Source organism: Segetibacter sp. (assembly GCF_025963695.1).
Lineage (GTDB): Bacteria > Bacteroidota > Bacteroidia > Chitinophagales > Chitinophagaceae > Segetibacter.
Genome location: NZ_JAOQAH010000087.1, coordinates 1 through 12,619 on the forward strand (window position 1 = coordinate 1; position 12,619 = coordinate 12,619).

Genomic DNA, 12,619 nt, shown 5'->3' on the forward strand with positions numbered 1-12,619 from the left:
CCCCCCATTTCTCCCTTTCCGCAGGAAGATTTCAAGCGATGAAAATATTATTGAAATTTGTGTTGGCTTAGTTGTTGAAGCTGTCGAAGAGGAATTGAAAAACAAATTTTTTAATCAACCACAAAAAATTATTATGAAAAAGATTTCAAAAGATTTGATGCTAAAGCCGTTTCTTTCCCTTTTAATGATTGCCTTGTTTCAAACTATTCTTCTGGCACAAGACAATGGTGGAGCAGCTTCAGAATCAAGCACAACTTCCAAATCGGTGTCTGTTACTTCTCAAACAAATGATTGGTATGCTTCACCCTGGGTATGGGTTGCAGGTGCGGCTGTCTTTATCTTATTGTTGGTTGCTTTACTACGTGGTCGTAGTGATGGTGCCACCACTGCAAGTCGCACAGATAGAGTTACTGTTACAAAGACAACTTCAGACGATGTAGTTTAAAAACCTTTTAGCCTTATTTCAATATTTTATAAAACTGATTAAGCCATAGATTTTCTATGGCTTTTTTTATTTGCCCGCTTTTTAGTAAATACACCCACCCTCATTCTTCTTTTTATTGGTTTAAAAATTATGAATAACGAATTTCTTTTTCTATACTTGTAGGTTGCCTTTTTACATAACTGCTATTCTTAATGCCAAAACTAATGAAGCAAATCCCTTTGGTGTACATTAGCACACTTACCCCCTTTCCTCTCTTTTTTCCCTCAATCCTTCCCACAGGATATCCATAAATTTTTTATGAAATCTTCTTAGGTTTTTATAATGATAGTAAAAAGCACAACGGAATTCTCCTACAAATTTTTTACTCAAAATGCTTAAATCAATTTATGAATTTCACAAGACTATCATCGCCTTTGGGTGACATCAAAAATCACTATGATGTAATTGTAATAGGCTCAGGTTATGGAGCAAGCATAGCAGCGTCCCGCCTTTCAAGAGGCGGTAAGAAGGTTTGTTTGTTGGAGAGGGGGAAAGAATTTTTACCTGGAGAATATCCAAGAACAAATGTGCAGGCATTAAAAGAAATGCAATTTAGTACGCAGGGAAAACATATCGGACCTAAGACAGGTTTATATGATTTTCAGATGAATGATGATATCAGCGTTTTCAGTGGCTGTGGATTAGGAGGAACATCGTTGGTGAACGCAAACGTATCACTGGTACCGGAAAAAAGAGTTTTAGAGCATAACGCATGGCCGACTGCTCTAAAAGAAGACCCAGACTCATATTGGAGAAATATTGCCAGGGCTAAGTATATGTTGCAACCAAATCCGTACCCGGAAGGGCAAAATGGCTGGCCAAAACTACCCAAAGCCGAGGCAATGAAAAAGTCGGCAGAAGGTATGGGGCAGAAAGCAACATACCTTGATATTAATGTAACTTTTAAAGACGGGAAAAACAACGTAGGGCAAGACCAGTATGAGTGCAAACTCTGCGGTGATTGTATGACCGGCTGTAACTACGGAGCCAAGAATACTACCCTAATGAATTATTTGCCAGATGCAAAAAATCATGGAGCAGCAATTTTTACCGAAGTATCAGTTAAGTATATATCACAGGCAGCCAATGGAAGATGGAGTGTTCATTATAAAATACAAAATGCACAAAGTGAAGTATTTGGTGCTCCCGAACTTTTTGTAACCGCTGATATTGTAGTGCTTGGTGCGGGCACACTTGGAAGTACAGAAATATTGCTTCGGTCAAAACAAAAAGGTCTCAAAGCCTCTGATAAAGTCGGTGATCGCTTTACCGGCAACGGCGATGTGTTGGGTTTTGGCTACAACTGCGAAGAACGAGTGAACGCGATCGGTTTCGGCCCTCATGCACCCGGGTCGCTGGAGCCTGTAGGACCTTGTATCACATCAGTCATAGATTTACGTGAACAGCCTGTGCTTGAAGCTGGAATGGTCATAGAAGACGGAAATGTTCCGGGGCCGGTTTCAAGTGTCATGACCCCATCAATGGTGGCCATATCAAAATTATTTTCAAAAGAAGACTCAGACAACCTTGGTGAAGCACTTAAGAGAAAGGCTCGTGAAATGGAAAGTATTGTAAGAGGCCCTTACCACGGTGCCGTAAACCACACGCAAGCCTTCCTGGTGATGACACACGACGATGGTAACGGTAAGATGAGTCTTGAAAAAGATCATTTAAAAATAACATGGAAAGGTGTAGGCAAGCAACCAATTTTTGCTGACGTAGATGAAAAATTGCGTGAAGCGACAAAAGCGATAGACGGTCAGTACGTAGTAAACCCAACATGGACCAAACTCATGAATTACGACCTGATGACAGTGCACCCGCTGGGAGGTTGTGTAATGGCTGATGATGCAGAAAGGGGAGTCGTAAATCATAAAGGAGAAGTCTTTTCTTCATATACAGGTACAGGGGTACATAAAGGTTTGTATGTATCAGATGGGGCCGTCGTACCTCTTCCACTCGGCGTAAACCCTTTAATTACTATTTCGGCTCTTGCTGAACGGTCGTGCGAATTGATGGCGCAGGATTACGGGTTCACAATCGATTACAGTTACAAGGACATTGTGCTACCGGATAACAAGCGTAAGCCGGGCATTCAGTTTACAGAAACCATGAAAGGCTATTTTTCTACCGACGAAAAAGTAAGTTTCGATGTGGGCGAAAAGCTGGGAGAAGCAGCAGGTTCTGTATTTGAGTTTACACTTACAGTTACTTCGGACGACGTTGAAACCATGCTTAAGGATATAAATCACCAGGCAAGGCTTGAAGGCGTAGTCAAAGCTCCTGCCCTTTCATCCAAACCGCTTACCATCAGCGATGGAATTTTTAATTTATTTGTAGATGAGGTTGCTGATGTTCCAACTAAGTTGATGAAGTATAAAATGGTCCTGCATTCACAGGAATGTAAAACCTATTATTTCTATGGATATAAGGTAGTACGTGATGACAAGGGTTTTGACATGTGGAAAGACACATGTACCCTTTTTATAACAGTACATGAGGGCCAAGATGAAACCTCCCCGGTGTTAGGTAAAGGCATTTTGGTGATTGAAACAGTAGATTTCGCCAAACAGATGACAACGATGAAAGTTTTGCATGCAAATTCCAAACTTGAAGAGGTGAAAATAATGACTCAATTTGGAAAGTACTTCTCGGGTTCTCTGTATGATATATATGTAAAATCGAAATTACCATCCTTCTAAACATCTTCTGTTAATATGACCACACACGGAGCCCTATCTATTGTCGCCGCCATTAAACCCGGCATGAAGCAGCAGCTTATTGATTTGTGTAAAGAAATTGAAGCGGGAGGCGTAGATACCAATCAAATCATTCCATTTAGAAAGCTTACAACCATTCATTTTGCACGGTTTGTTGTATTTGATGAATTAGATGGCGTGTATGGCAATAACGCAGCCGCTCGTTTTGTTTTTACCAGTAATTACGACCAACCCTACAATAAGCATTTGAAAGAGTTAATTACAATTGCAGGTGAAGGCTTCTGGCAGCTTTTCTCCCATTGCGAAGATTTTCCGGTTAATGCAACATACAACAGTGAAACCCTCGAACAATACCTCACCTTAAAAACAGTGAAAAATGCTGTTTTTTATGTAGGGGTTGGTTATCGTTCTGTGATGCAAATAAGACAGGAAAATATGTTGCGTGATGAAATTGAAGATTTTATAGACGAGCAGCAAGTCGCACTTAAAAATAAAGGTCCGCTACATATAAGGCAAAAAGTAATTGATTATGTAAATAGCAGCCCTTCGCTTGCCTGGGCACAACAACCAGTCGAAAAACCATCAGCGGGATGGAAATTTTCATACTACGGCAAAGCATTTCTTGCAGGCATTTTGTTTATCGTGCTTTTGCCAATTATTATTCCATTTGTTATTATCTGGCTAATCCTTGTACTGCTTACTGAAATGAAAGAAAAGGATGTTCAATTTACATTCGACAAAAAGCACATAAGAGAGTTAGTTGAGAGGGAAACAAATCTGGTTCAGTGCCAATTTTCGGCCATGGGCAACATTAAGCCCGGACCGATAAGACGATACACCATGATGTTTTTGTTACGTCTTACTAATTTTCTAGCTCCGTATTTATTTACAAGGGGTAAATTATCCGGCATTCCTACAGTTCATTTTGCCCGTTGGATTATAGTTAACGAAGGCAGGCAAATGATCTTCTTAAGCAATTTCGATGGCAACTCAGAAAGCTACCTTCGTGACTTTATTAATATCGCAGGCAAACAACTCTCTCTAATGTTCTGTCACACCATTGGATATCCCAAAACAAGATTAATGGTTATCGGGGGTGCCGATGATGCAAACGGTTTTATGAAATGGGCTAGAAAGTTTCATACTATTAGCAATGTTTGGTACACTGCTAACAAGGAAGTATCGGTGAAAAATATTTTCAATAACGCTAAGATAAGAGACGGCCTCTATGGCCGCATGAATGAGAAACAAGCGGCGCAATGGTTGAGTTTATTATAGTAGTGTTTGAGTCGGCATTGTAATACACCATCTAACTTTTCTACTAATGAACATGTTTATTTTTTTGTTACCGGCAGCAGAATGTCTATTAGGCCTCGTTGTGTCACACTCTTTATACTGCAACAAAAAATAAGCAGCCTCGTTTGGTCTGGTCTCAAAACCCCTTTAGTGTTTTGGGTTACTCTTGCGCTGCTCTAAAAAAATAAAGTTTAGGATTGAAAAACAGGCAACGCAAAAGAGCGTAGCAAAAACTAAAAAAAGTTGCTTAAAGAACCTTTTAGATGAACGCAATGCGACGCAACGTTGACGCCATAAAAACCAAATGCTGGTAGCTGAATATTCTCCAACTTAAAAGTAGATCGATTTATTATGGAAAACTTAGAACTGAACGACATCCAGGGAATTATTGTAAGGGGTTATGCTAATATGCCTGCAGGAGCATTTTCGGTACTGCGAATAGTTGATGCCGGGTTAGCAAAAAAATGGCTGCAAAACGTTACAGGGCAAATAACTGCTGCAGACGAAAAAAAGGGCAACTCTGCTTTGAATATCGCTTTTACTTTTAATGCATTATCAGTCCTGGGTTTAAGCAATCAAACACTTGACACCTTCCCGATGGAGCTTGAAGACGGAATGAATACAAAACACAAACAGTTTTTTTTGGGTGATTATGGCACAAGCGATCCTGCAAAGTGGGAATGGGGTGGCAACAACGGTGCGCCCGTACATATTTTATTGATGTTGTATGCAGTAGATAAGCACACTCTAGAAGAGTTTCATGAAAAACAAAGTTCGCAGTTTGCTTTGTACGGATTAGAGGAATTAAAAAAGTTGGACACAAGCATTTTGTATGAACGAAAAGAGCATTTTGGTTTTCAGGACGGTATATCACAACCTACAATTAAAGGCCTTTCACGACAAGATGTTCCTGAAAACATGATTTCCGCAGGAGAATTTATATTGGGTTATAAAAATGAATATAACCAGTACACTCCTACCCCTTTGGTTAATGAAGATAGCACTGCGGCAAAAATATTACCGACCGCGTTAGATGCACAAGGAAAATATGATCTCGGAAGGAATGGAAGCTACCTGGTATTCAGGCAACTAAAGCAAGATGTTGGTCTTTTTTGGAGCTATATGGCGAAATGCACACGGGATGAAAAAGGAGCATGTGATGACAAGGAAATGGTAAAGTTGGCTGCAAAAATGCTTGGCCGATGGCCGGGAGGTGCACCAGTAGTTATCTGTCCCGACGAGGAAATAAAAGACCACAACGACGAGAATAATTTCAACTACCAAAAAGTAGATGAATTGGGATTAAAGTGTCCCTTTGCTTCACATATTCGCAGATCCCATCCAAGAGACTCTTTGGACATGGATAAAACTGCATCAATAAAAGTCGCTAATAAACATCGGATATTACGTCGGGGGCGCTCTTATGGAACGCCGGTGACCGAGACAATGAATCCACACGACATCTTAAAAGTTAATGATATAAAAGGAGAGCGCGGACTTCATTTCATTTGCTTCAACGGAGATATTGGAAGGCAATTTGAATTTATTCAAAACGCCTGGTCAAACAATCCGAAGTTCAACGGTTTGCACGATGAACGCGATCCTATAACTGGCAATCATTCTTACCCCGAAAACACTAAAACGACCGGTACTTTTACCATACCCGATAAAAATCTTAGAAAAAGGTTTACAGATGTTCCAGAGTTTGTAACCGTAAAAGGTGGAGCTTATTTTTTTATGCCGGGTATTAAAGCCCTTAAATACATTTCATGTCTGTAAAATCTCAAATGACCGAGCTAGGCAAAGAGTATTTAGAACCCAACGAGGAACAGGACACGCAGAAACTGGTTGATATAGTAATTAAAAGGCTGAAGAGGAATTATTCGCCGGGAAAAACACTAAGACAATTTCATGCAAAAATGCATGGTTGTGTGAAAGCAACTTTTACTGTCCTTAACGATATCCCTACAAACTATCAGTATGGTTTCATGGTTCCTGGAAAAAGTTATGATGCATGGATTCGTTTGTCTAATGGAAGCGTTACAGTAGTACACGACAAAAAACCCGATCTGCGAGGAATGTCAATTAAGCTTATAAATGTTCGGGGTGAAATGTTGGAGCAAGATCATCAGCTTCCTCAATCACATGATTTTTTGTTAGTAAGCTATCCTATTCTTATGTCGCCGAAAGTAAAGGATTTTGTAAAAAACGTGAAGGCGGTATGCAACGGAACACTAGGGGTTATTTTATTTAGCCTCAATCCTTTCAACTGGACGACAGTATATCGAACGTTGCAAAGTCTAAAAAAAACCGGCAATATGTTTTCCCTAAAATATTACAGTGTTAGCCCGTACAGGTTAGGAACACCGGAGCAAGCGGTAAAATATGCAGCATTTCCTGCTGAAGGATTAAAGAGTAGCACAAATACAAACGATAAAAATTTCCTTCGTGAAAGAATGAAACATGATTTGGCTGTTAACCCGGTTTACTATGACTTTATGATCCAGTTTCAGGAAGATCCGGCAAAAATGCCGATAGAAAATGTGTGTGTAGAATGGAAGTCTCCATGGCAAAAAGTGGCCCGAATTGAAATACATCAACAGAACTTCGATACTGCTGAAATAAATGCCTTTGGAGAAAACCTTTCCTATTCACCCTGGCACGCGCATAAAGAAAATCAACCTTTGGGAGGTATAAACCGGGCACGCAAAGCAGCCTACAAAGCAATCGGGAACTTCAGGTTAGAAAGAAATACAAAATGAGCAATTGTCACCAAATAATTTTACTTAACGACCCTAATTAATAGAGAACCTATATAGGTTCTCTATTAAAATACTATTGTTGTTAGTCTTTTTACTGGGTCGAAAGCCATGTGGACTATTAAATGATTTTTTTAGGAGGGAGCGCAAACGCAATTGCATCATGTTCAAAGTGTCCCTTATGAGAACCATCACAAAACGGCTTATTCATAGAAAGACCACAACGGCAAATGGAAACAAGTTCACGTCCATTAAGATCATATGCATTTCCGTTTCTATCGACAATCTCAAAGTCACCTTCTACCTTTAGCGATCCGTTGTTATTAACTGTAATTTTAGTAGTTGCCATTATTATCTGTTTTTGGCAAAATAAAGAAATAAAACAGGTAAACGGTGAAGTTAATTAAGAGGTTCGCTTTTTTGAAAAAACAACGCTTATTAAAAAAATATTAAAAGCACCTTTTTTTTCTCCCCACATTTAAAGCGATGCAGCACCATGCAAAGTTTGTGTGTCTGATAAATTGTAATAGGTTAAGTTTTTAAAAGTTTTTTTTTTTGAGCAACCAAAACTATCTGTTTTTTTAGAGGGCTTAGTTAGCACTCAAAACCAAACTGCCAGAACCCTGCCACGAGCGGGGTTTTTATTTACACAAATTTTGCTATAAATCTTTTTTTAGAAACGGGTAAAATAAAACTGAATAACAACCCAGTACTAAAAGACGAGGTATTGCCAGTAACAAAAAAAGCCGGCACTTACGTACCGGCTATTAGAAATTATCTCTCTCTCTATACTGCAAAACTTTCCCCGCAACCACAACTGCGACTTGCATTTGGATTGCTGAAATAGAAACCTTTTCCGTTTAATCCGTCGGAAAAATCAAGGGTAGTATTTACCAGGTACAGAAAACTTTTTAAATCCGTAACTACCTTCACTCCGTTATCCTCGAATTCCTGATCCATCGGTTTCTTCTCGTTGTCAAAATCAAGTTTATAACTCAATCCCGAGCATCCCCCGCCGACTACCGAAACCCTAAGAAAATAATTATCTCCTCCTTTAATCTCGGCATCTTTCATTAGGTTATCAACCTTAACTTTTGCCTTATCACTAACGTAAATCATAATAGTAATTTTAAATTAAAAGTCAGCTAATTTGAAAATATTCCTGTTTTAGACATTTTCAAATTACCTTATTTCAAGATAAATTAATGAACTATACTCTCCTCGAACTTAAGTTGCTCTAAACCATTTTTAACGCGATAATCGTTGATAGCTGCTTTGATAGCATCTTCAGCCAACACAGAGCAGTGAATCTTAACTGGAGGAAGATTTAACTCTTCAACGATTGCCATATTATCAATAGATAATGCCTGGTCAACTGTTTTTCCTTTTAGCCATTCCGTTGCTAAAGAAGAAGAAGCGATTGCAGAACCACAACCGAAGGTTTTAAATTTAGCATCTCTAATTACACCTGTCTCATCGTCAACCTCTATTTGAAGACGCATTACGTCTCCGCATTCAGGCGCTCCAACAAGACCGGTACCTACGCTCTTACTTGCCTTATCTAAAGTACCAACGTTCTTAGGGTTTTGATAATGATCAATTACCTTATCTGAATATGCCATGATGTTTATTTTGCCCCAACCCTAAAGGGGTTAGGATATTTATACTGTTTATTTTAAAAATCTTTTTGCCTTTTATATCTCTGTAGAACGGGTTAATGTGCAGCCCATTCTATTGAATTAAGATCTATACCTTCTTTATACATTTCCCACAGAGGACTCATCTCGCGAAGCTTTAAAACAGTCTTACTAACTTGTTCGATCGTATAATCAATCTGATCCTCTGTTGTAAATCTTCCTAAACCAAAACGTAGCGAACTGTGCGCTAAATCGTCGCCCAGACCTAATGCTTTTAATACGTAACTTGGTTCAAGCGATGCTGAAGTACAAGCCGAACCTGAACTTAAGGCGATGTTTTTATTAAACCCCATCAACAAGCCTTCACCTTCTACATGTTTGAAAGAAATGTTAGTTACATGAGGAAGACGATGCTCGCGGTTTCCGTTAACATAGGCTTCTTCCAATTTAAGCAATTCACTTTCAAGTTTGTCTCTTAAACCGCTTAGTCTTTTTGTGTCCTGCTCCATTTCTAACCGGGCAAGCTCCGCAGCTTTACCAAAACCTACAATCGCCGGCACATTTAAGGTACCGCTACGCATTCCCCTTTCATGGCCACCTCCGTCCATCTGAGCAGTAACTTTTACGCGCGGATTTTTACGGCGAACATACAATGCACCTACACCTTTAGGACCATACATCTTATGTGCTGTAAAAGCCATCAAATCAATGCCATCCTTCATTACATCTACGGGAACTTTGCCTACCGCCTGCACACCATCAGTAAAAAACAATACTCCATGCCTTTTAGCAATTGCACTTATCTCCCGAACTGGTTGTAAAACACCTATTTCGTTGTTTCCATACATAATTGATATTAAAATAGTAGTCGGTCTGATAGCTGCCTCTAGTTCAGCCAAATCAACTAGACCGTCACGCTTAACCTGCAGATATGTTACCTCTCCGCCCAATTTTTCTATGTGCTTGCACGTGTCGAGTACAGCTTTATGTTCTGTGGTAGCTGTAATAATGTGGTTACCCTTCGTCGCATACATTTCAAACACACCTTTTATAGCGAGATTATCCCCTTCAGTTGCACCACTTGTAAAAATGATCTCTTTCGGGTCTGCTCCTATTAACTTGGCTACCTGCTCTCTGGCGTAATCAACAGCCTCTTCTGCAGCCCAACCGAAAGGATGGTTACGGCTTGCTGCATTCCCAAAATTCTCCGTAAAATATGGAACCATTACTTCAACTACTCTTGGATCACAAGGTGTGGTAGCATTATTATCTAAATAAACCGGTAATTTCAACATAGTACACTATTTTCTTCTAATCTTATTAAATACAAAAGTAACACAATTTGAGCTATAAATTTGTGAAGCAGAAGCTGCTATAGCTCCTTTTTCCTCAAATCGGAAGACATTAGGAATTTTTTATAATTAGCATACATGATGAAAGTAGAACATATCGGAATCGCTGTTAAAAGCCTAAGTACTTCTGTTCCTCTTTTTACTAGCATTCTAAACACAGAATGTTATAAGACAGAAGATGTTGAAAGTGAGAAAGTAAAAACGGCGTTTTTCCAAAAAGGGGAAACAAAAGTAGAATTATTGGAAAGTTTTGATCAAAATGGCGTTATCGCCAAGTTCATCGAAAAAAAAGGTGAGGGGATTCATCACATAGCTTTTGGTGTCGAAAATATTTTGGAAGAAATGGCAAGATTAGAAAAAGCAGGATTTATACTACTTAGTAAAATGCCTAAAAAAGGCGCAGATAATAAGCTCGTTTGTTTCATGCATCCAAAAGAAACAAATGGGGTATTGATAGAACTTTGCCAGAATTTAGATTGAATAGAAGCGTGTTGTAAATGACATTTCGTTTCTATATATACTTCGAAGAACGTTTCGCTGACTATCGCTTATTTAGTTGCAGCAGTGTAGGACAATCAGCTACCTTAATTATTGAGGGTAATTATATGACCGAGTAAGACGTCATTCTTTCATTAAAGATTTAGGTTTGGGGCAGCTCTAATATGAATAGAAGCAAAAGAAATAATAGTATTGGCATACAGGTTGCCTTATTGGTTTTCGAAAAATAACTATTATGACTTCAAATTCTACTTACTTCAAAAACGTTTTTTTATCAATTGCTGTTATTCTTTTAAGCAGTTACTGCTTTACTGCCTCAGCTCAAAACGCCACTCCAAACAGTCGTGTTGCGGTAATAACAAATGAGACCAAAACCAATATTTGGGTAAGTGATTTTCCTAAGAAAACAAGTATTGTTATTTTTGATAATGAAGACAATTTGTTATCTGTTGTTTCTACCAACGATTTTGGTGCAGCCTTTGTCACCCTTCCTACTAGTATAAAAACAAGCGTTATAGTAAAAACATTAAACGGAGAAGTTAGAGCTTCAAACCAGGTAGCGATTAAAAACCAAGAAGAACAAACTGTAGTTGCTGGTGCAAGCAAAGAAGCAAGTAAAGCGTAAATCTTAAAATATTATTTAGGCAAGGATCTTATTTGTGCGGTTAACTTTTCGAAGTATTCTCTTTTAAGAAAGAAAATTAGAAAGCTTCCCGTAAGCGTACTTACTTTGCTGCCTTTTGCAGAGCTTCTTTAAAGTAACGCCCCTGTCTTGTTAACGTATAATTCCAGTCTTTAATAAGGGTGGGAGCCCACTGAGGATCGAAACACCAAACAGTATATGAAATACCTTTCTGGTCACAGTATTTAGTAATTGCGTCACCATACGACTCATCACTAATAACAGGCACGTGAGCGCCTCTTTCTTCAGCTCCAGCAAACCCTATTTCTGTCAATATAACCGGGTATTTATCGGCTACAAATCCCCAGTCTTCAGTCCATTTAGCTTCCCATGGTTTTTGCCGTTTCATTGGGTATGGATGGCTAACATAAGCTATACCTTCTGCGGTTATAGGATCCGTTGCAACTGGCGTAAGATCATATGCCCAGTTGAAACCAGCAACAAGGGGAACAGCCTTTCCTCCGTTAGCTCTTATAATGCCAATCATCTCCTCGTTCATGTGTTTCCATTCCTGCCAGCTAATCATGCCTAGTTGCCCACTTTGAACAGTAGGTTCATTAAAAAGCTCAAAACAGGCGACAGTCGTATTGTCCTTGTAGTGTTGCGCCATTGTACGCCAAAATTCATAAGTCTCTTTCCTGGTAGTTTCATACATCGCGTTTTGATACATCTCCGTTCGAAGGTTCCCTATGGTATGCCAGTCTATGATCACATATAATCCAACTTCCGTTGCCCATTGTACCCCCTGGTCAAGCAATTTTATATATTCTTCCTGTCCACGCTTTCGCCACGCAACAGGATGCACCGGAAACCTGATTATGTTTGCTCCCCAACTTTTTGCTGTCTCAAAATATTCTTTATTCCAGTGGCCGGCAGTAACAAGCCTATCTGGGTCACTTGCGTCCAATCCCCGAAAAATAATCACTTTACCTTCCGCATTCATAAACTTATTTCCTTTTACTGACACACGGCTTAATGTGGCAGCGGTTTGCCCATCTGCTACGTTAGAAGTAATGAGTAAAAAGGCAAGAATAACTTTCTGACAGAAGCATTTGAAAGAGGAACGCGTCATAAACGGCAAGCTTTGTTTATTGTGAAAAATTAGCTTTGAAAGGTTTAAGATAATAATTTCTTATCGTCTTCAGCTTTTGAACTCGAATTTTTCCAGCCTTATTAATCGGCAATTAGTTG

At 39.1% G+C, this 12,619-nt stretch carries 12 protein-coding genes; 7 read left to right on the forward strand and 5 right to left on the reverse strand.

Going from position 1 to position 12,619, the window contains the following annotated elements:
* The 5 genes from JWR87_RS15400 to JWR87_RS15420 form a co-directional block, all read left to right on the forward strand.
* A partial coding sequence (locus JWR87_RS15400) for a hypothetical protein (RefSeq protein WP_297821709.1) occupies positions 1 to 445 on the forward strand: 445 nt, incomplete at its 5' end.
* 386 nt (positions 446 to 831) lie between these two features.
* A complete protein-coding gene (locus JWR87_RS15405; protein ID WP_297821711.1) occupies positions 832 to 3,186 on the forward strand; it encodes a GMC family oxidoreductase in 2,355 nt (784 codons plus the stop codon).
* A gap of 15 nt (positions 3,187 to 3,201) precedes the next feature.
* Entirely contained in the window at positions 3,202 to 4,482 is a 1,281-nt protein-coding gene (locus JWR87_RS15410; RefSeq protein WP_297821714.1) for a hypothetical protein, read from the forward strand.
* Between the two features lie 369 nt (positions 4,483 to 4,851).
* Entirely contained in the window at positions 4,852 to 6,279 is a 1,428-nt protein-coding gene (locus tag JWR87_RS15415; RefSeq protein WP_297821716.1) for a Dyp-type peroxidase, read from the forward strand.
* Entirely contained in the window at positions 6,270 to 7,262 is a 993-nt protein-coding gene (locus JWR87_RS15420) for a catalase family protein (protein WP_297821718.1), read from the forward strand. The genes JWR87_RS15415 and JWR87_RS15420 overlap by 10 nt, the downstream gene beginning before the upstream one ends.
* 118 nt (positions 7,263 to 7,380) lie before the next feature.
* Here JWR87_RS15420 and JWR87_RS15425 read toward each other — a convergent pair whose 3' ends face one another.
* The 4 genes from JWR87_RS15425 to JWR87_RS15440 all read right to left on the reverse strand — a co-directional run bounded on the left by JWR87_RS15425 (position 7,381) and on the right by JWR87_RS15440 (position 10,188).
* Positions 7,381 to 7,608 (reverse strand): CDGSH iron-sulfur domain-containing protein, encoded by a 228-nt coding sequence (locus JWR87_RS15425; protein ID WP_297821720.1) that lies wholly within the window; start codon positions 7,606 to 7,608, stop codon positions 7,381 to 7,383.
* Between the two features lie 437 nt (positions 7,609 to 8,045).
* Positions 8,046 to 8,378, reverse strand: a complete 333-nt coding sequence (locus tag JWR87_RS15430; RefSeq protein ID WP_297821722.1) for an iron-sulfur cluster assembly accessory protein — start codon at positions 8,376 to 8,378, stop codon at positions 8,046 to 8,048.
* An 83-nt stretch (positions 8,379 to 8,461) separates the two neighbouring features.
* Entirely contained in the window at positions 8,462 to 8,881 is a 420-nt protein-coding gene (gene iscU / locus JWR87_RS15435) for a Fe-S cluster assembly scaffold IscU (RefSeq protein WP_297821724.1), read from the reverse strand.
* A gap of 92 nt (positions 8,882 to 8,973) precedes the next feature.
* Positions 8,974 to 10,188 carry an IscS subfamily cysteine desulfurase gene (locus tag JWR87_RS15440; RefSeq protein WP_366090789.1) on the reverse strand — a complete coding sequence of 405 codons (1,215 nt, stop codon included), beginning with the start codon at positions 10,186 to 10,188 and terminating at the stop codon, positions 8,974 to 8,976.
* A gap of 138 nt (positions 10,189 to 10,326) precedes the next feature.
* Between JWR87_RS15440 and mce the strand changes: the two genes are divergently transcribed.
* Both mce and JWR87_RS15450 read left to right on the forward strand, forming a co-directional pair.
* Positions 10,327 to 10,728, forward strand: a complete 402-nt coding sequence (mce, locus tag JWR87_RS15445) for a methylmalonyl-CoA epimerase (protein ID WP_297821728.1) — start codon at positions 10,327 to 10,329, stop codon at positions 10,726 to 10,728.
* A 253-nt stretch (positions 10,729 to 10,981) separates the two neighbouring features.
* Entirely contained in the window at positions 10,982 to 11,371 is a 390-nt protein-coding gene (locus JWR87_RS15450; RefSeq protein WP_297821730.1) for a hypothetical protein, read from the forward strand.
* Between the two features lie 100 nt (positions 11,372 to 11,471).
* Here JWR87_RS15450 and JWR87_RS15455 read toward each other — a convergent pair whose 3' ends face one another.
* On the reverse strand, positions 11,472 to 12,500 hold the full coding sequence (locus JWR87_RS15455) for a glycoside hydrolase family 5 protein (protein WP_297821732.1): 1,029 nt from the start codon (positions 12,498 to 12,500) through the stop codon (positions 11,472 to 11,474).
* Between the last annotated feature and the right edge of the window lie 119 nt (positions 12,501 to 12,619).